18 protein-coding genes and 1 tRNA gene are annotated in these 19,497 nt (G+C 66.1%); 2 read left to right on the top strand and 17 right to left on the bottom strand.

What is annotated here, in order from left to right; translation table 11 throughout:
* From JOF57_RS03885 to fadD1, 11 genes are all read right to left on the bottom strand, one after another.
* Complete coding sequence (locus JOF57_RS03885) at positions 1-1,332, bottom strand: F0F1 ATP synthase subunit B/delta (RefSeq protein WP_209913805.1); 1,332 nt, start codon at positions 1,330-1,332, stop codon at positions 1-3.
* Positions 1,333-1,848: a F0F1 ATP synthase subunit B gene (locus JOF57_RS03880; RefSeq protein WP_209913803.1), complete on the bottom strand. Its 516-nt coding sequence runs from the start codon at positions 1,846-1,848 to the stop codon at positions 1,333-1,335.
* A gap of 9 nt (positions 1,849-1,857) precedes the next feature.
* Positions 1,858-2,118: a F0F1 ATP synthase subunit C gene (locus tag JOF57_RS03875; protein ID WP_003888102.1), complete on the bottom strand. Its 261-nt coding sequence runs from the start codon at positions 2,116-2,118 to the stop codon at positions 1,858-1,860.
* Between the two features lie 79 nt (positions 2,119-2,197).
* Entirely contained in the window at positions 2,198-2,983 is a 786-nt protein-coding gene (gene atpB / locus JOF57_RS03870) for a F0F1 ATP synthase subunit A (protein WP_209913802.1), read from the bottom strand.
* A gap of 10 nt (positions 2,984-2,993) precedes the next feature.
* Positions 2,994-3,440 carry an ATP synthase subunit I gene (locus JOF57_RS03865; protein WP_209913800.1) on the bottom strand — a complete coding sequence of 149 codons (447 nt, stop codon included), beginning with the start codon at positions 3,438-3,440 and terminating at the stop codon, positions 2,994-2,996.
* A 267-nt stretch (positions 3,441-3,707) separates the two neighbouring features.
* Positions 3,708-4,955 carry a glycosyltransferase family 4 protein gene (locus JOF57_RS03860; protein ID WP_407666531.1) on the bottom strand — a complete coding sequence of 416 codons (1,248 nt, stop codon included), beginning with the start codon at positions 4,953-4,955 and terminating at the stop codon, positions 3,708-3,710.
* Positions 4,956-4,962: 7 nt separating this feature from the next.
* Complete coding sequence (locus JOF57_RS03855; RefSeq protein ID WP_209913798.1) at positions 4,963-5,625, bottom strand: L-threonylcarbamoyladenylate synthase; 663 nt, start codon at positions 5,623-5,625, stop codon at positions 4,963-4,965.
* Between the two features lie 30 nt (positions 5,626-5,655).
* Positions 5,656-6,513 (bottom strand): peptide chain release factor N(5)-glutamine methyltransferase, encoded by an 858-nt coding sequence (gene prmC, locus JOF57_RS03850; RefSeq protein WP_209913797.1) that lies wholly within the window; start codon positions 6,511-6,513, stop codon positions 5,656-5,658.
* Positions 6,510-7,610 carry a peptide chain release factor 1 gene (prfA, locus tag JOF57_RS03845; protein WP_209913795.1) on the bottom strand — a complete coding sequence of 367 codons (1,101 nt, stop codon included), beginning with the start codon at positions 7,608-7,610 and terminating at the stop codon, positions 6,510-6,512. Before prfA ends, prmC begins: the two co-directional genes overlap by 4 nt.
* A gap of 87 nt (positions 7,611-7,697) precedes the next feature.
* Positions 7,698-7,940 (bottom strand): 50S ribosomal protein L31, encoded by a 243-nt coding sequence (gene rpmE, locus JOF57_RS03840; RefSeq protein WP_029108203.1) that lies wholly within the window; start codon positions 7,938-7,940, stop codon positions 7,698-7,700.
* Positions 7,941-8,114: 174 nt separating this feature from the next.
* Complete coding sequence (gene fadD1 / locus JOF57_RS03835) at positions 8,115-9,668, bottom strand: fatty-acid--CoA ligase FadD1 (RefSeq protein WP_209913793.1); 1,554 nt, start codon at positions 9,666-9,668, stop codon at positions 8,115-8,117.
* 141 nt (positions 9,669-9,809) lie between these two features.
* Between fadD1 and JOF57_RS03830 the strand changes: the two genes are divergently transcribed.
* Positions 9,810-10,415 carry a TetR/AcrR family transcriptional regulator gene (locus tag JOF57_RS03830; RefSeq protein WP_307869953.1) on the top strand — a complete coding sequence of 202 codons (606 nt, stop codon included), beginning with the start codon at positions 9,810-9,812 and terminating at the stop codon, positions 10,413-10,415.
* 48 nt (positions 10,416-10,463) lie between these two features.
* On the opposite strand, the gene rho is transcribed toward JOF57_RS03830, so the two are convergent.
* From rho to argS, 6 genes are all read right to left on the bottom strand, one after another.
* Entirely contained in the window at positions 10,464-12,545 is a 2,082-nt protein-coding gene (rho, locus tag JOF57_RS03825) for a transcription termination factor Rho (RefSeq protein WP_209913790.1), read from the bottom strand.
* 310 nt (positions 12,546-12,855) lie between these two features.
* Positions 12,856-13,803 (bottom strand): homoserine kinase, encoded by a 948-nt coding sequence (gene thrB / locus JOF57_RS03820; RefSeq protein WP_209913789.1) that lies wholly within the window; start codon positions 13,801-13,803, stop codon positions 12,856-12,858.
* A gap of 5 nt (positions 13,804-13,808) precedes the next feature.
* On the bottom strand, positions 13,809-14,909 hold the full coding sequence (gene thrC, locus JOF57_RS03815; protein WP_209913787.1) for a threonine synthase: 1,101 nt from the start codon (positions 14,907-14,909) through the stop codon (positions 13,809-13,811).
* Positions 14,906-16,225 (bottom strand): homoserine dehydrogenase, encoded by a 1,320-nt coding sequence (locus tag JOF57_RS03810; RefSeq protein ID WP_209913785.1) that lies wholly within the window; start codon positions 16,223-16,225, stop codon positions 14,906-14,908. The genes thrC and JOF57_RS03810 overlap by 4 nt, the downstream gene beginning before the upstream one ends.
* On the bottom strand, positions 16,222-17,646 hold the full coding sequence (lysA, locus tag JOF57_RS03805) for a diaminopimelate decarboxylase (RefSeq protein WP_209913783.1): 1,425 nt from the start codon (positions 17,644-17,646) through the stop codon (positions 16,222-16,224). Before lysA ends, JOF57_RS03810 begins: the two co-directional genes overlap by 4 nt.
* Positions 17,643-19,292 (bottom strand): arginine--tRNA ligase, encoded by a 1,650-nt coding sequence (gene argS / locus JOF57_RS03800; protein WP_209913781.1) that lies wholly within the window; start codon positions 19,290-19,292, stop codon positions 17,643-17,645. Before argS ends, lysA begins: the two co-directional genes overlap by 4 nt.
* A gap of 105 nt (positions 19,293-19,397) precedes the next feature.
* Between argS and JOF57_RS03795 the strand changes: the two genes are divergently transcribed.
* Positions 19,398-19,470 (top strand) — tRNA-Arg (locus tag JOF57_RS03795).
* Positions 19,471-19,497 lie beyond the last annotated feature (27 nt).

Raw genomic sequence — 19,497 nt, 5'->3', positions numbered from 1 at the left:
TCAGTCCGGCAACTGGGTCGCCGCTGCGGCCAGTCGGGACGAGATCGAGCCGTCGATCACTTCGTCACCGACGGTGATCGACAGACCACCGAGCAGTTCCGGGTCGACATGCAGCTGCACTGACACCGGGTGTCCGTAGATGCGGGTGAGCACCTCCGACAGCCGGGTCCGCTGGGCATCGGTCAGGTCGGCCGCGGCAGTCACGTGAGCGACCACTTCACCTCGGCGGGCGACTGCGAGTTCGGCGAGGTCGATGACGGCCTCGTCGGCACGCTCACCGCGCAGCAGTCCCACGGTCTGGGTCAGCAGCGCTGCTGCCGTCCCGCTCGCGGCGCCGCCGAGCACCTTGTTCAGCAGCGCAACTCGGCCGTCGACCGGGGTGGTGTAGTCGCTGAGCAGGGCCGAGAGCTTGGGCTCGGCGTCGAGCAGGCGGCCGAACCGGAACAGCTGGTCCTCCACCTCGTCGACCTCACCGTTGATCTCCGCGCGCTTCAGCAGCGCCAGACGTGCGGTGTGTTCGATGGCATCGACCAGATTCGACTCGGTCGACCAGCGCTGCGAGACGGCGGTCCGCAACACGTCCAGAGCGGTGGCGCCGACTTTGCCGGACAGCAGGGTGTCCAGCAGACGCACCTTGGGGGCAGCCTCGTCGGTCGGCTCGGCCAGATGCCTGGCCAGTCCCGACTCCGACAGCAGCAGCCTGGCCACCGAGGCCAGGTCGTCGGCGAGCGTGGTCAGCCCGTCAGCATCCAGACCGCTTGCGACCGAGTCGAACTTGCCCGCGACTACCGCCAGCGACTCACGGCTGGCCGCACGCAGCTTGGCCGTCGCGGCGGTATCGATCACCACTGCCGACGGGGCCATCTGGTCCAGCTCGGCCAAGAACCGGTCGACGGTGGCCGCCTGCGCGGCCGGGTCGGCGACATGTGCCCGGACCAGCGCGTCGGCTTTGGCCACCGACTCAGATCCGAGACCGGACCGCAGCTGACGGATGAGCTGCTGGCGCATCAGCTGAACCTGCTGGGCGCCCTGCGACTTGATCCGCTCGGCCTCGGTGCCGGCCTGCTCGGCCAGCTGCTCCGAGATCCGCTCAGAGTCCTGCGCGGCCTCTACGGTCACCTTGGTCGATTCGGCCTTCGCGTCGGCGAGTGCCTTGGCATGCATCTCATCGGCATCAGCGAGCTTCTTGGCCGCTTCGGCGCTCTCGGCGAGCGCGACCCGCACGGCTTCCTGCTGCTTCTGCATCAGGGTCCGCACCGGCGGCACAACCCACTTGATGATGATGAATGCGATGACGGCAAAGCCGATCAGCTGCCCGATAAATATCGACATCTACTGCGTCCCACCTGATTTCACGTCGATGCCCAAGATTCGGTTGGCCAGGGTCTGCGAGAGTCCGTCCACCGACGACTCCAGACCCGATCGCACACCGGCACTCTGGGCAGCAAGCTGCTCATCGGCCCGGCGCACGGTTTCGGCCACTTCGGTGCTGGCCTCGGCACGCTTGGCATCGACCACTTCGCGGCCCGCTGCGCGGGCCTCGTCACGGATCGCCGACGCCTGGGTCCGTGCCCCGGCCATCGCCTCGTCGTAATCGGCTTGTGCCGCAGCCACCTGCTCGGCTGACTTCCGATTGTCGGCAGCGGTCTTGGCCAGCATCGCTTCGCGCTCTGCCAACACCTTGCCGACCGGTGGCACAACCCATTTCGCGATCACACCGAGCGTGATCAGAAATATGATCAGCACGGCGAAGAAGGTGCCGTTGGGGACCAGGAAGTTGCTCTGGCCCCCACCGCCTTCTTCCGCTGCCTGGCTTGCAGCCAGGATCGTTGCGCTCAGTTCACCCATGCTGATGGACTACTGCAGGCCCGGGGTGGCGAAAACGAACAGCGCCATGAAGGCCAGGTTGATGAAGTACGCGGCCTCCACCAGACCGACGGTGATGAAGAACGGGGTGAAGAGCCGGCCCTGGGCCTCGGGCTGCCGGGCGATGCCCGAGATCAGCGCGTTACCCGCGATACCGTCACCGATACCGGCGCCGATGGCGCCGCCGCCCATGATCAAACCGCCACCGATCAGCGCGCCGGCCGTGATGAGGGCGTTGGGGTCGAGTTCCATTCCTTTTATCCTCCTTGATAACTGGTGGCTGTGCCGCCAGAGGTTCGTGTTGTGCAGTTGTTCAGATCAGTAATGCGGGTCAGTGCGCGTGTTCTTCGTCGTGGTCCAGCTCCATCGACTGGCTGAAGTACAGGATCGTCAACAGCGAGAAGATGAATGCCTGAATCAGGCCGACGAACAGGTCGAAGGTCTTCCAGATCGCGTTGGGCGCCCACTGGATGTACCAGGGGAACATCGCGATCAGCGCAACCAGGATGCCGCCGGCGAAGATATTGCCGAAAAGACGGAGGGCCAGCGAGATCGGCTTGGCGATCTCTTCGACGATGTTGATCGGCGCGAGGAACGCGACGTGGCCCTTGATCACCTTGATCGGGTGCCCGATGATGCCGCGACGCCAGATACCGGCGGCGTGGTAGGCGAGGAACACGAACAAGGCGAGTGCCAGCACGAAGTTGATGTCGGAGGCCGGCGGCTTGTACCACTCGGCCGCGGCGCCATCGGCTCCCCCGTACTGCAGCGGCAGTACCGCCAGCCAGTTGGAGACCAGGATGAAGACGAAGATCGTCACCGCCAGCGGCAGCACGAAGGGGGCGACCTTCATACCGATCGAGCCCTCGATCTGCTGACGCATCTGGATGGTCAAGGCCTCCCAGAACAGCTGCACACCGCCCGGCACGCCGGTCGAGGTGACCTTGGCCCGCAGGACGAACGCCAAGGCGATCACGATCACCGCGGTGACCGCGGTGGCCAGGATGGTGTCACCATTGAACGTCATCCCGAACAGCTCGAACACCATCGTGTGGTGGCCGACGTGGATGGCGGCGCCACCCTCTTCGGCGGCGAGCATGGTCGTCGTCTGAGTCATTTAGGTCAGCTCAACCCTTCGATTCCGTATCCAAGACATCCAGGCCGTTCGAGCGGATCTTCCGCAACACGGGGATGCTGGTGCTCATCACCAGCAGGGCCTGGAAAATAGCCAGCCCGAACAGCACCGCGATGCCGTCGTGCTTCTTGAAGAAAAATGCGATGGCAAGTGCGATCGCGGTGATGATCAGCAGCCGCGTCGCGGAGTTCACGGCCATCTTCTTCTTGAGCGGGTGATCTTCGGCCGTGATCGCTTCGACGGCCCGGCGCACCAGCAAGGCGTTGACCAAGCCGAGCAGGAGGCCCACACCGAAGAAGGCGCCGAAGAAAATATGCCCGGCGAATCCGGCGGCCACGACGGCCAGCGCGGTCAGTACTACGCAAACGATCAGCAGACGCAGCGGCCGGAAGGCCACCGATGGGAACACCAACGGCGCGTCCTGCGCTGGCGTCGTCACTGATTCACCCCAATCCCGCTGTCACGAAAAGCTGCACCCTCGGAGATGCCAACGGTTGCTGCCCCCTGGCAAGACCCTGTGCGTGCCCGACGAGAATATCGGAGGGCGGCGGGCGGGCTCGATTCACCCACGGGGTAGCTCCCTTTGTCGGTCGTTGATCGGCACCTGACGGTTCGTCGAACCGATTGGGCCGGGCCGGCAACCCGCGAGGTTTTTCGGGTTCTGGCAGCAGACTAACACATGGTAGGCACCCCTAAACGAGGCCTACTACTTTTCGTCGTACTTCGCTTCGTGCTCGTCTACGGGGCCTTCGTTCCCCCGTTGCAACAGCGGTATCAGTGTCACCACGATCGCCACCAGAATCGCTGCCACGACAACCGCTCCGGTGTAGCGCGGATCGAAGAAGATCGTCGCCGCCGCACCGAAGGCGATGATGCCCACCCACAGGTAGATCAGCAACACGGCGCGGCGGTGTGAGTGCCCGATCTGCAGCAACCGATGGTGCAGATGCATCTTGTCGGGACTGAGCGGGCTCCGGCCGGCCCGGGTGCGCCGCACGATCGCCAGCAACGTATCCAGGGCGGGCACCAGCATCACGGCGATCACCAAGAGGAACGGCGACATCAGTGCGAAGACGTCGCGGGCGCCATAGGCGTTCTGCGAGATCGGCCCGGCGGCCGTGGTCGACGCCGCACCCAGCATCAGGCCGATGAGCATCGACCCGGAGTCGCCCATGAAGATCTTGGCCCGGTGGAAGTTGTGCGGGAGAAAGCCCAGACAGGCACCGGCCAGCACCACCGAGATCACCGCGGGCGGATAGAACAGGACGTCACCACCGTGATCACGCAGTAGCCCGACCGAGAACACGCAGATGGCCAGCGCCGTGATGAGTCCGAGGCCGGCGGCCAGGCCATCGAGCCCGTCGACGAAGTTCATCGCGTTGACGATCGACACCGTCAGCGCAAGTGTCAGCAGGATCGAGGACACCTGGTCGAGCACGATGGTGCCCACGCCCCCGAATGGGATGTAGAGCACGCTCCAGGCCACACCCATCGTGACCAGCACGCTCGCCGCAGTGATCTGTCCGGCGAACTTCGTCAGGGCATCCAGACCCCAGCGGTCATCGATCAGTCCGATGGCCATGATCAGCCCGCCCGCTACCACGACTGCCGGCATGCCGGTGGAATAGACGAAACCGCGCGTGAGTGCCGGTAGTTGCGAGGCCAGCAGCACCGCGGCGAGCACCCCGATGTACATCGCCAGCCCACCCATGCGCGGGGTGGGTTGCACATGCACATCACGTTCACGCGGATAGGCGACAGCGCCGAGCCGAATGGCGAGCACGCGCACCCAACCGGTGGCGAAATACGTGATGATGGCGGCGGTCAGTCCGACCAGCGCCAGCTCACGCAGCGGAACGCCGGCACCTTGGTCCGACAGAGCGAGGAGCCCGGTATTGACCGCGGGAATCACTGCGTCACCGGCCGACATCACCGATGAACCGTACTGCAGCAAGCTGAGATCACTCCGTAGGTGTTGTTGTGAGCGTGGACGTTTCCACGCCGACGACCCTGGCGATGTCCCCCGCGCTGATCGGGCCGGTCCGCAGGATGCGTGGCTGGACGCCGGTGAGATCGACGATGGTGGAGGCGGCCTGTTGTTCGGCCGGCCCGCCGTCGAGATAGACCTCGACGTTGTCGCCGAGTTGTTCGTAGGCCGCGGCTGCCGTCACCGCGGCCGGCTGGCCCGAGACGTTGGCACTGGACTGGGCCATCGGGCCGGCTTCCCGCAGCAGTTCGATGGCCACCGGGTGCATCGGCATCCGGAGCATGACGTTGCCGTTGGCGTCCCCGAGGTCCCACTGCAGTGACGGTGCCTGCGTGACGATCAGGCTCAGGGCACCCGGCCAGAATGCCCGGATCAATTCGCGGGCGGCCGGGGGCACCGAGTAGACCAGACCGTCGATGGTGTTCCACGAGCCGACGAACACACCGACCGGCATGTTGCGGCCACGGCCTTTGGCGGCGAGCAGACTGCCGACCGCGTCGCGATCGAAGGCGTCCGCACCGATCCCGTAGACGGTGTCGGTCGGCATCACCACCAGCCGGCCGCCTTTCACCGCGCTGATCGCCGAGGCGATGCCGGTCGCACGCTGATCGGCATCGGCGCAATCAAAGATGGTCATGTCGGCTCCCCGGTCGGTGCGCGCATCATCTCAGCTTCTCCCAATCCGGGTCGCCGTCACAAAGCGGGGTCGTCCGGCCAGGTCGCGGTGCGCGGCGACGTCGGTGAAGTGCCCGTCGCCGGTGAATGCCTCCGCGGACAGCTCGGAGGTGGTGTCGTCGTGCTCGACGGCGCAGGACGCACCATCGCGCAACCACCGGGCGGCGAGCGTGACGATCGGCCGGATCACCGACATGCCGTCGGGGCCGCCGAACAGCGCCTGAGCGGGATCATGTTCGGCCACTTCAGGTTCCAGGACCGCAGCCTCGGGGATGTAGGGCGGGTTGGACACCAGTAGGTCCACCCGGTCGTCGAGTTCGGGCAGCAGGCCGGGCGTGGTGACATCGGCGGCCAGAACCTCGACGCGCATCCCCGCGGCGTTGCGTCGTGCATATTCGAGTGCCGCCGGCGAGTTCTCGACGGCCAGTACGCGCGCATCGGGCCACCTCGCAGCCAGTGCCAACGCCAACGCACCTGAGCCTGTGCACAGGTCGACGATCAGCGGTTGATGCGGAGGATGTTGTCCTGGACCTGATTTCAAAGCCCATTCGAGCAGCGACTCAGTCTCCGGGCGCGGGATGAACACACCGGGACCGACTGTGAGCGTCAGGGGGCCGAACGGCGCGGTGCCGGTCAGATGTTGCAGGGGAATCCGGCGGGACCGGGCGCCGACGAGCTCGTCGTAGGCCTTTTCGAACTGTTCATCGACGTCGTCGAGAAACATCAGCCGACCACGATCGACGCCCGCCACATACGCGGCCAGCAGCTCGGCGTCGATGCGCGGAGAGGCGACGCCGGCGGCGGCCAACCGTGCCGTTGCGGCCTCGATCGCTCGCCGCACGAGGGTCATGACCTGGCTGGGGGGCCGGCCGATGCCTCCTGCTGAAGCCGGGCCTGCCGGTCAGCGGCAGCCAGCGCGTCGAGTAGCGCGTCCATGTCTCCGTCGAGCACCTGGTCGAGGTTGTGCGCCTTGAAGTTGATGCGGTGGTCCGCGATCCGGTTCTCGGGGAAGTTGTAGGTGCGGATCCGTTCGCTGCGGTCGACCGTGCGGATCTGGCTGGCCCGGTCCGCCGATGCGTCGGCTGACGCCTGCTCCTCGGCCAGCGCCTGCAGGCGGGCGGCGAGCACCACCATGGCCCGGGCCTTGTTCTGCAGCTGCGAGCGCTCGTTTTGGCAGGTCACGACGATGTTGGTGGGCAGATGCGTGATGCGGACCGCGGAGTCGGTGGTATTAACTCCTTGGCCGCCCTTCCCTGAACTGCGGTAGACGTCGATGCGCAGGTCGGACTCGTCGATCTGTACCTGCTCGACGTCCTCTGGTTCGGGGTATACGAGCACCCCGGCCGCCGACGTGTGCACGCGACCCTGCGATTCGGTGACGGGCACCCGCTGGACGCGGTGGACACCACCCTCGAACTTCATCCGCGACCACACGCCATCCGCGGAATCGCCCTTGCTGGCGATGGTGATGGTGGCGTCCTTGTAGCCGCCCAGGTCCGACCAGGTCTCGTCGAGCACCGTGACCGTCCAGCCGTGGCGCTCGGCATAGCGGATGTACATGCGGGCCAGGTCGGCGGCGAACAGTGCCGACTCCTCGCCACCTTCCCCGGACTTGACCTCCAGCACGATGTCATCGGCATCGTGAGGGTCCCGGGGAGCCAGCTGGTCGGTCAGCTGCGCGTCGAGTTCGGCGACCTGGGCGGTCAGCTCGTCGACCTCGTCGGCGAAGCTGGCATCGTCGGCGGCGAGCTCACGAGCCGCCTCCAGGTCGCCGCGGGCCGCTTCGAGCTTGCGGTAGGTGCCCACGACCGGCGACAACTGGGCGAACCGCCGGCCCACCTTGCGGGCAGCGCCGGCATCGGCATGCAGATTGGGGTCGGCGAGCTGGCGCTCAAGGTCTGCGTGCTCGGCGAGCATCGCCTCGATAGCGGGTGCGGTATCCGTCACGTCAGCCTCCTCCTCCAACTCTGTCCAGAAACGAGAACAGCGCCCGGATCTGACGCAAATGCGACAGATCGGGCGCCGTTGACGTAGCTACTTGTCGGCTGCGGCAGCCTGATCACCGGCGGGCTTGCGCTTGCCGTACCGCTTCTCGAAGCGGGCCACGCGGCCGCCGCTGTCGAGGATCTTCTGCTTACCGGTGTAGAACGGGTGGCACTGCGAGCAGACCTCGACCACGATCTGGCCGCTCTGCTTGGTGCTCCGGGTGCTGAAGGTATTGCCGCAACCACAGTGCACGGTGGTCTCGACATACTCAGGATGAATGCCTGTTTTCATGGTTCCTCTTCATTCGTTGGCCCGGGTCGCCCGCAATTCAGATGGACGTGAACCGGGACCGAGGGTCGGCGGTTCATTATGCCAGGTCAACCGCCAACCGCCTAAACGTCGGATGACCGGCACCTATTCCCCACCGTTACCGGCTCGGCGCCCGGTCGAACGACGACAGCCCGGTCAAATTTGGTTGTAGACCGTGCCGTCACGCCTCCACAACACCCGGCCGGCCGGATCGGCCCCCAGAGCGACGAGTTCACGCTTGAGAATCTTGTTCGTCGCCGTGCTGGGCAGGTCATCGGCCAGCCACACGTAGCGCGGCCAGGATTTCGGTGACAGATCCTGCTGCTGCGCCAGGAACGCGCTGAACTGCTCGGGCGTCAACTCCTGACCGTCGCGCAGCACGACGGCGGCCATCACCTGGTCACCGACGAACTCGTCGGGCACCGGATAGACCGCCACCCGACTGACCACCGGCTGCCGCAACAGGATGCGTTCGATCGGGGCTGCGGTGATGTTCTCGCCATCCACCCGCATCCAGTCCGCGGTGCGCCCGGCCAGGTAGATCCAGCCGTCGGCATCGCGGTAGGCCAGATCGCCCGACCAGTACATGCCGTGGCGCAGCCGTTCATCGGTCGCACCCTGGTCGTTGTGATAGCCGCGGAACATCCCACTGCCGTTGGTGTTCACCAGCTCGCCGGTGGCGGCCTCGGCGTTGACCAGGGCCCCGGTGTCATCGAATTGTGCGGGCGGACATTCTTCAAGGGTCTCCTGGCCGTAGATCGCCACGCCCGGAAACCCCTGGCCGACACTGCCGGCGGGGGTGCCCTCGGAACGGGTGATGATGATCGCCAGTTCCGTCGAGCCGAATCCGTCCCACACGCTGCACCCGAACCGGCGGCTGAATTCGTCGATGTCGCGGTCGGCGGCCTCATTGCCGAACGCCACCCGCAGGGTGTTGTCGTGGTCGTCGGGTTGCTCGGCGGTAGCCAGGATGTAGGCCAGTGGCTTGCCGACGTAGTTCATGTACGTCGCGCCGTAACGGCGGACGTCCGGGAGGAAACCCGATGCGGAGAACTGCGCCGGCGCCATGGCCGCTCCCGAGCTGAGCGCGACACCCCATCCGGCGTACACCCCGTTCGAGTGGAACAGCGGCATGGCCAGGTAGCAGGTGTCCGCCTCGGTCAGGCCGTAGCGCTGCACCAGCGCCGCCGCGGAGAACAGAACGATGGAATGGGCCACCTCGACGGCCTTGGGCTCGCCGCTGGTGCCCGAGGTGAAGATCATCATGAAGGTGTCGTCGGGGCCGACCTCGCGGTGCGGGGTGAGTTGCCGCGCCGGCCAGGTCGTATCCGATACGTCGATGACGGTGACGCCTGGCAGGTCGAGGCCGTCGAGCAGCCCGCGATGGTGTTCGTCGACCAGGACGACCTGACATTCGACACGGGCGATGTCGCGGGCCAGTGCCTCGCCCCGACGGGTGTTGTTGATGCCGCACAGCACGTAGCCGCCAAGTGCTGCGGCCGCCAGTGCGGTCAGCATGTCGGGCGTATTGCCCAACAGGGTGCCGACATGCAGCGGACGCTGCGGGTCGGCCACCCCGATCAGGGTCGCAGCCTGGGCCTTCGCCTCGTCGATGTGCTCACGCCAGGTCCACGTCCGGTCGCCGTACTTGATGGCGACCGTGTCGCTGCCTTCCCGTTCGCGGAGCAATTGTTGCAGCGTTTCGGCCATCGGAATGATCCCCAAGCTCGGTAAATAGTGAACAGATTAGGAAAACTGTCTACCATGGATGTGGCGCAACACGAAGCACCCTTGGCAGAATCATGTACCTACTGCCCCGAAACTGCCCCCGAAGTTCAGGAGACGCCACAGGTGACCAGCACCACGGCACCCCGCAGCGTGCGAGATCGACTGATCGACGCTGCCGAAGAATGCCTGCGGACCAAGGGCATTCGCGCGACCACCGTCTCCGAGGTCGCCGAGGCGGCAGGAGTGTCCCGCGGATGGCTCTATCGCCATTTCCCGGACAAGGTGACGCTGCTGGGCGCTGTGATCGTGCGACTCAACGACACGTTCTGGTCGGAAGCCCAGGCCAGGCTTGAGCAGATCGAGGGGCTGGACCGCCAGATCGCCTGGGGTGTCGGCAATGGCCTGCGAGCCTATGACGATCCGGGCACGGTGTTGATGAAACTCAGGACCGATGAACCCGAGGAATTCGCGGCCTGTGCGGGCGCCGGCGTGCAGGGCATGATCCCCGACCTCGCCGAATTCTGGTCTCCCTACCTGGCGGCCGCACGTGACCGTGGCGAGGTCCGCGCCGACATCGACCTCCCAGAAGCATCGGAATGGGTTGCGCGAGTATTGATCTCGCTGGCAACGGTGCCGGGGAGCACACTGGATCCGAGCGACGGAGACGCGGTCCTCGCCCAGGTTCAGCGCTATTTGATGCCCGGGTTGCGCCCGGACACAACTTCCTGACGGTACGCAAAAGGCCCCCGCGAACGGGGGCCTTTCACGTTGCCGAGGTTAGTCGGCGTCCATCGAGCCCGGAGCGGTCTTGGAGACCTGCACCAGGAACTCGTAGTTGGTCTTGGTCTTGCGCAGCTGGCTCATCAGCAGATCGATGGCCTGGTGGCTGTCGAGACCCGAGAGCACGCGGCGCAGCTTGTGCACGATCGCGAACTCCTCCTTGGACAGCAGCAGCTCGTCCTTGCGGGTACCCGACGGGTTGACGTCGACCGCCGGGAACACGCGGCGCTCGGCGATCTTGCGGTCGAGCTTGAGCTCGGCGTTGCCGGTGCCCTTGAACTCCTCGAAGATCACGGTGTCACCGGTCGAGCCGGTCTCGACCATCGCGGTGGCGATGATCGTCAGCGAGCCACCGAATTCGATATTGCGGGCCGCGCCGAGGAACCGCTTCGGCGGGTACAGGGCGGTGGAATCCACACCACCGGACAGGATGCGGCCCGAGGCCGGGGACGCGTTGTTGTACGCGCGACCCAGACGGGTGATCGAGTCCAGCAGCACGACGACGTCCTTGCCCTGCTCGACCAGGCGCTTGGCCCGCTCGATCGCCAGCTCGGCGGCCTGCGTGTGATCTGACGGCGGACGGTCGAAGGTCGAGGCGATGACCTCACCCTTCACCGAACGCTGCATGTCGGTGACCTCTTCAGGGCGCTCGTCGACGAGCACCACCATGAGGTGGCATTCCGGGTTGTTCTGGGTGATCGCGTTGGCGATGTCCTGCATGATCGTGGTCTTACCGGCCTTGGGCGGCGACACGATCAGGGCACGCTGCCCCTTACCGATCGGCATGATCAGGTCGATCACACGGGTGGTCAGCCGCTCGGGCGTGGTCTCCAGGCGCAGCCGCTGGTTCGGGTACAGCGGGGTCAGCTTGGTGAAATCGGGACGGTTCTTGGCCGCCTCGACCGGACCGCCGTTGACGCTGTCCAGACGCACCAGTGGGTTGAACTTCTGCCGCGGGTTCTGACCGCCGCCAGTGCTCTCGCCCTCACGGGCCACGCGGACCGCACCGGTGACCGCGTCACCACGGCGCAGACCGTTCTTGCGGACCATGTTCATCGAGACGTAGACGTCATTCGGCCCGGCCAGGTAGCCCGAGGTGCGAACGAATGCGTAGTTGTCCAGGACGTCGAGGATGCCGGCGACCGGCTGGACGACGTCGTCCTCGCGCAGCTCGGTCTCGTTACCGCCGCCCTCGGTGCCGCGGTCGCCACGGCGGCGACGGTCACGGTCACGGAACCGACGGCCGCGGCGGCCCTGGCGGCCGTCGCCATCGCCATCGTCATCGTCGTTGGAGGATGCGTTTCCGCCCCGGTTCTGCTGGTTGTCCTGCTGATCGGACTGGTCGCGAGCCTGACCGCGGTCCTGCTTCTGGCCCCGGTCGCGGTCCTGCCTCTGGTCGGGGCCCTGCTTCTGGTCCCGATCCTGCTTCTGGTCGCGCTTGTCGTCCTGCTTGTTCTCGGCCTTGTTCTCGGCCTTGTCAGCATCGGACTGCTCACGCTTGTCGCGCCGCTCCTGGCGGTCACGCTTGTCCTGCTTGGCAGGCTTTTCCTGCGGCTCAGCGGCAGGCTCAGCGCCCTTGGTGTCGGCCTCGGCCGACGAATCGGCCTTCGCCTCAACCTTGGCCTCGGTGCCTGCTTCGGCAACCGGAGAACCGGCCTGGCGCGAGGAACCCCGACGCTCACGGCGACGGGCCGCGGGCGGCTCGGCAGCCTCGGCACCGGCGTCCGGCTGGACATCGGCGGCGGCCTGCTTGGGCTCGGCGGCGGCCTGCTTGGGCTCCGCAGCGGCCTGCTTGGGCTCGGCGGCGGCTCCGTTGGATTCGCCGCGGTGGGCGCGGATAGCTGCGATCAGCTCGCTCTTACGCAAACCGGACGCGCCTTCAACACCGATTTCCTTGGCCAGCGCTCGCAACTCAGGCAGCACCATGGTCGACAGCGACGCGGGCCGGGCGCTCGAAGCGCGCCGCGCGGTGTCTGATCCGGGCGCAGAGGCAGCAGCCGGGCTTTCAGTAGTCACGGCGTTGGGCAAATCCCCCGCGCCGTTGGCGTTGTCAGCCGTGAAGAGGTCCGTATCTGTCACGGATTTCCTTTCTTTCCCTTGCCAATCAGGTCGTGCGAGGGATTCCCAAAGTTCGATGCGCGTTCAGCTGACCGCTGAGCGCGTAGCTCACACCGTCGCCTGCGCAACGGCGATCGCCAGGATCCGCCGATATACGGCGAACCGTCAGTCCACGAGTAGAACACAAGAAGATTGGGTGTCGTCCTGGTGTCGACGCAGGCAGAGACCCTGCGAGTGCTGGACGAGAGCGAGAATAACTCGCTTTGGTGAAGTAATCAAGCAACACCGACACCCGGCGTGTGTCGGGCGGCTCTCCTTGTGTCGCACATCGTCAGCTCTTGGCGGCCACGCCTGACGTCCAGCGGACGCCCGCTCCAACCGACATTTCCTTGACGGTGAACCCTCTGGCAGTGCCGTAATCCACGGCCTCACCAGGCAGTCCTACCTGCGAGCTCAGCCCAAGAACCGTAGGTCCGGCCCCGGATAGCACTGCTGCAATTCCACAACGCCGGAGTAGCTGCAGGTATTCCGCCGAGGCCGGCATCGCCGCAGCGCGTTGTGGTTGATGCAACACATCCTGCGTGGCGGTCATCAAGAGATCGGGCCGCTCGGTCAGCGCCACCACCAGTAACGCCGCCCGGCTGAGGTTGAAGCGCGCGTCGACGTGGCTGACCTGCTCGGGTAGCACGGCCCGGGTCTCGGCGGTGGACGACCGCTGCTGCGGGACCGCGGGGAACAGGCGGATATCCGGATGCACCCGCACCGGCACCGCGCGGTACCTCGGCCGGCCGTCGTCATCGGTTTCGGTCCAGGACACCACGGCCCCGCCCAGCACCGCCGCCGCCGCGTTGTCCGGGTGACCTTCGAACTCACTGGACAGCTGGATCAACTGATCTTCAGTCATGGGATCCGAACCAGATTGCGCCACAAGGCCGTTGACTACCGCCAAGCCGCCGACGACGGCTGCGGCCGACGATCCAAGTCCACGCGAATGTGGAATCCCATTGCGGCAGCGCACGATCAGACCGGCAGCGCGGTGGCCTGTGGCCCGCAACCCGGCCTCGATAGCGCGCACCACCAGATGTGTCGCATCCAGCGGAACCTGACCCGCACCCTCGCCCTCAACCTCCACCTGAAGGCCGGATTCGGTTGTCTCGACGATGATTTCGTCGTAAAGGCTCAGCGCCAACCCCAGGCTGTCAAAGCCAGGTCCGAGGTTGGCGCTCGAGGCTGCGACGACGGCAGTGGCCGTGAGTCCGGCGGGCAGGGTCTGATTCACCAGGGTCAGACCAGTCCGAGTTTGGCGACGACGGCGACGGGATCGACGGGAACCGGGGTGACAGTGGGCATGTCCTTGAGCGCGGTGTCCGGATCCTTGAGGCCGTTGCCGGTGACGGTGCAGACCACCGTCGAACCACGCTTGACCCAGCCATCCTCGATCGACTTGAGCAGACCTGCCACGCTGGCTGCCGACGCAGGCTCGACGAACACGCCTTCGCTCCGGGCGATCAGGTGATACGCCGCGAGGATCTCCTCATCCGTGGCGGCCAGGAAGCGGCCCTTGGACTGCTGCTGAGCCTCGACCGCACCGGACCACGACGCCGGCGAACCGATGCGGATCGCGGTGGCGATCGTCTCGGGCTCCTTGACCGGCTCACCCAACACCAGCGGGGCCGCGCCGGCGGCCTGGGTGCCGAGCATCCGCGGAAGCCGGTCCGACAGACCGTCGCGGTGGTATTCGGTGTAGCCCTTCCAGTACGCGGTGATGTTGCCCGCGTTGCCCACCGGCAGCGCATGCACGTCGGGGGCAGTGCCCAGTGCGTCGACGATCTCGAACGCCGCGGTCTTCTGCCCCTCGATGCGATACGGGTTCACCGAGTTCACCAGTGCGATGGTCGGGAAATCCGCGGTGATCTTGCGGGCAAGTTCCAGGCAGTCGTCGAAGTTGCCGTCGACCTGGATGATCTTGGCGCCGTACATGACGGCCTGCGCCAGCTTGCCCATCGCGATCTTGCCCTGAGGGATCAGGACCGCACAGGTGATACCGGCCTGGGCGGCGTATGCCGCCGCCGATGCCGACGTGTTGCCGGTGGAGGCACACATCACGGCCTGCTGTCCACGAGCCAGTGACTCGGTGACCGCGACGGTCATGCCGCGGTCCTTGAACGATCCGGTCGGGTTGAGCCCCTCGACCTTGAGATGCACTGTGCAGCCGGTGAGTTCACTGAGGCGCTTGGCATGGATGAGCGGCGTGCCGCCCTCGAGCAGCGTGATCGGTGTCCAGTTGTCGCCGACCGGCAGGCGATCTCGGTACGCCTCGATCAATCCCGGCCACGGCCGGTGCACCGGCCCTGCGCTGTTCTTTCCTTGCGTCCCGGGATTCATGCGTTCGTTCCTTCCATACGCAGCACGCTGTTGATGGTCTGCACCACATCGAGATCGGCCAGCGCCTCGACGGTTTCCGAGAGCGCGGCATCGGTGGCCTGGTGGGTGACCACCACGATGCGTGCACCACACGGCTGCCCGTCGTCATCGACCATGCCCTCCTGGCGCACCTCGGCGATGCTCACCTCGCGCTTGGAGAATTCTGCTGCCACCGCGGACAACACGCCCGGCCGATCCGAGACATTCATGTTGACGTAGTAGCGGGTGGGGATGAATCCGATCGGGGCGATCGGCAACTTGGCGTACTTGGATTCCCGCGGACCACGGCCGCCCTGGACCCGGTTGCGGGCGGCCATCACGACGTCGCCCATCACGGCTGATGCGGTTGGTGCTCCCCCGGCGCCCTGGCCGTAGAACATCAACCGGCCGGCTGCTTCGGCCTCGACCACCACGGCGTTGAAGGCCCCGTTCACCGCGGCCAGCGGATGCGTCAGCGGCACCAGGGCCGGGTAGACGCGGGCCGAAACACGTTGCTTTCCTTCATCACTGGTGAGCCGCTCACAGATGGCCAGCAGTTTGATGGTGCAGCCCAGCGCCCGCGCGGACTCGAAGTCGGCGGAGCTCACCTTGGTGATGCCTTCGCGATAGACATCGTCGGCGGTGACCCTGGTATGGAACGCGATCGAGGCGAGAATTGCCGCCTTGGCCGCAGCGTCGTAACCCTCGACGTCGGCGGTCGGATCGGCCTCGGCGTAGCCCAGCGCGCTGGCGTCGGCCAGCGCCGAGTTGTAATCGGCTCCGGTGCTGTCCATCTCGGACAGGATGTAGTTGGTGGTGCCGTTGACGATGCCGGCCACCCGCAACACCGTGTCACCGGCCAGCGACTGGGTCAGCGGGCGGATGACCGGGATCGCACCGGCCACGGCGGCCTCGAAATACAGGTCGACGCGAGCTTTTTCGGCTGCCTGCGCCAGCTCACCGGTGGACTGTGCCATCAGCGCCTTGTTGGCGGTGACCACTGACTTACCCTGCTCCAAGGCCGCCAGGATGGCCTTGCGAGCCGGCTTCACCGGACCCATCAACTCCACCACGATGTCCACGTCGTCGCGCGACACCAGCTCGATGATGTCATCGGTGAGCAGATCCATCGGCACGCCGCGGTCACCGGAGACCTTGCGCACCCCGATGCCACGCACCTCGAGCGGGGCGCCGATGCGGGCGGCCAGATCGGTGGCGCTCTCGTTGATGATGCGCACCACTTCGCTGCCGACGTTACCCAGCCCCAGTACCGCTACGCCGATGGGCTTCTCACTCATTGACCACTCACCTCCAGGCTCAAAAGATCGTCGACGGTCTCCCGACGGAGCACCAACCGCGCCTTGCCGTCCTTCACGGCTACCACGGCAGGTCGGCACAACAGGTTGTACCGGCTCGACATCGAGTAGCAGTAGGCACCGGTGGCGGCAACGGCCAGCAAGTCACCGGGCGTGATGTCATCGGAGACCCAGGTATCGCGGACCACTATGTCGCCGGTCTCACAATGCTTCCCGACGATACGCGCCAGAGTCGCGGTTGCGTCGCTGGTTCGCGACACCAGGCGGGCGTCGTACTCGGCGTCGTACAGCGCCGGGCGGATGTTGTCACTCATCCCGCCGTCGACGCTCACGTAGCGTCGCTGTGCGGTGGCGCTGATCGCCACATCCTTGACCGTGCCGACTTCGTAGAGCGTGATGGTCCCCGGCCCGGCGATGGCGCGGCCCGGTTCCACCACGAGCTTCGGTGTCGGCAGTCCGACGGCCTCGGACTCGCTGCGCACGATGGCCTTGAGTTTGTCGGCAAGTTCCTTCATCGGCGGCGGGTCATCGGACGGGACATACGAGATCCCCAGCCCCCCACCGAGGTCGATGACCGACATCTGCGACGTCTTCTCGACGCCGAATTCGGACACGACGTCGCGCAGCAGGCCGATCACGCGGTGGGCAGCCACCTCGAACCCGGCCACATCGAAGATCTGGCTGCCGATGTGGCTGTGCAATCCGATCAGTCGCAGGTTCTCGGTGGCGAAAACCCTGCGTACCGCTTCCATCGCCGCACCGCTGGCCAGGGACAGCCCGAACTTCTGGTCCTCGTGGGCGGTCGAGATGAACTCATGGGTGTGAGCTTCCACGCCCGGCGTCACGCGAACCAGCACGTCCTGGACGATGCCCGCCGCACCGGCGACTTCGTCCAGGCGCTCGATCTCGATCAGGGAATCGACCACCACATGCCCAACCCCGGCCTTGACGGCGGCCGTGAGCTCGGTGACGGATTTGTTGTTGCCGTGCAGGGTGATCCGCTCCGCCGGGAAGTCGGCGTGCAGCGCAACCGCGAGCTCTCCCCCGGTCGCCACGTCGAGCGACAGGCCTTCCTGGTTGACCCAACGAACGATCTCACTGCAGAGGAACGCCTTGGCCGCATAGTGCACGTACTCGCCGCCGCCGAAGGCCGCCGCGATGTCGCGGCAACGCGACCGGAAGTCGTCCTCGTCGATCACGAACAGCGGGGTGCCGTACTCGGCCGCCAACTCGGTGACCGACACTCCGGCGATCGACACGACACCGTCGTCGCCGCGAACCAGGTTGCGCGGCCACACGTTCGGAGCCAGCAGCAGGATTTCGTCAGGAGACTGAGGTTTGACGGGAGCACCGGAGTGGTGGACTTCCTCGGCGTGCCGGGGGCCGGCGGGATGAGCGTTCACATCCGCTCCGGGGCAGTGACGCCGAGGATCGCCAGACCGTTGGCGATCACCTGGCGGGTGGCCTCACACAGTGCGAGGCGCGCGGAATTGAGTTCCCCTGGGTCTTCATCACCCTGCGGCAGCACACGGCAGGCGTCATAGAACCGGTGATAGTCGCCGGCCAGGTCTTCCAGATATCGGCAGACCCGGTGCGGTTCACGCAGTGCGGCAGCCGCTTTGAGCACCCGGGGAAACTCACCCAGGTTGCGGATCAGGATGCCCTCTTTGTCGTGGGTCAGCAGATCCAAGTGGGCGGTGTCGGCGGTGACGCCGAGATCGGCGGCATTGCGGGCCAGCGCCGACAGCCGGGCATGCGCGTATTGCACGTAGTAGACCGGGTTTTCGCTGGACGCACTCGACCACAGCGCCAGGTCGATGTCGATCGGGGTGTCCACCGAGGAGCGGATGAGGGAATACCGGGCGGCATCGACGCCGATGGCCTCGACCAGATCGTCGAGGGTGATGACGGTGCCGGCGCGCTTACTCATCCGCACGGGTTGGCCGTCGCGGACCAGGTTCACCATCTGGCCGATCAGCACCTCGACGGTGTCCGGGTTGTCACCGAGTGCCGCGGCGGCCGCCTTCAGCCGCGCGATGTAGCCATGGTGGTCGGCACCGAGCATGTAGATGCACAGGTCGAATCCGCGTTCACGCTTGTCCAGGTAGTAGGCGAGGTCGCCGGCGATGTAGGCCGCGTTACCGTCGCTCTTGATGACGACGCGGTCCTTGTCGTCACCGAATTCGGTGGTGCGCAACCAGGTTGCGCCGTCCTTCTCGTAGATGTTGCCGGTCTCGCGCAACTTGGCGATGGCCTGATCGACCCGGCCTGAGGTGTGCATCGAGTCTTCGTGGGTGTACACGTCGAAGTCGGTGCCGAACTCGTGCAGGGATTCCTTGATGTGGGTGAACATCAGGTCCACGCCGATCTCACGGAAGGCTTCCTGCTGCTCATCAGCGGGCAGGCTCATCACCTCGGGCCGCTTGGCCAGCACGGACGCGGCGATGTCGTTGATGTAGGAACCGGCGTAGCCGTCCTCCGGGGCCGGCTCCCCCTTGGCCGCAGCGACCAACGAGCGGGCGAACCGGTCGATCTGGCCGCCGTGATCGTTGAAGTAGTACTCACGGGTGACGTCTGCGCCCTGGGTCGACAGCAGCCGCCCCAGCGCGTCGCCCACCGCGGCCCAACGGGTGCCGCCGATGTGGATGGGCCCGGTCGGGTTGGCCGAGACGAACTCGAGGTTGACCTTCTCGTTCAGCTCGGCGGAGTTGCCGTAGCCAGCACCCGCATTCAGCACGTTGGTGACGATGACGCCCTGCGCGGACGCCTCGATGCGCAGGTTGACGAAGCCGGGTCCGGCGACCTCGGCGGCGGCGATGCCGTCGGCGGCGGTCAGCGCGGTGGCCAGCCAGCCGGCGAGCTCGCGCGGATTGACGCCGACCTTCTTACCGAGCTGCAGCGCGAGGTTGGTTGCGTAGTCGCCGTGCTCGAGGTTGCGCGGGCGCTCGACCGTGACGGTGTCGGGCAGCGCGGCGGTGTCCAGGTCATGTTCGGTCAGCACTGCGGCGGCAGTGGCCTTGAGCAGCTCTGCGAGGTCGGCGGGGGTCACGAGGGTCCATCCTATGGTCTGGGGTCCCCGCGCCCCGAATCCGTATTCGCTCTGCCATGCGCTACGCTATGCAAGCCCAATCGGCGCTGCTGGTCTCCAGCTCGCGCCCCCGTAGCTCAGGGGATAGAGCGTCTGCCTCCGGAGCAGAAGGCCGCAGGTTCGATTCCTGCCGGGGGCACCCTTTCTACCAGGCAAGACACGGTTT

The sequence above is a fragment of the Mycolicibacterium lutetiense genome (genome assembly GCF_017876775.1).
Classification (GTDB): Bacteria; Actinomycetota; Actinomycetes; order Mycobacteriales; family Mycobacteriaceae; genus Mycobacterium; species Mycobacterium lutetiense.
The sequence above is the reverse complement of the archived record's forward strand: the minus strand, read 5'-3'. Positions and strand labels throughout refer to the sequence as shown.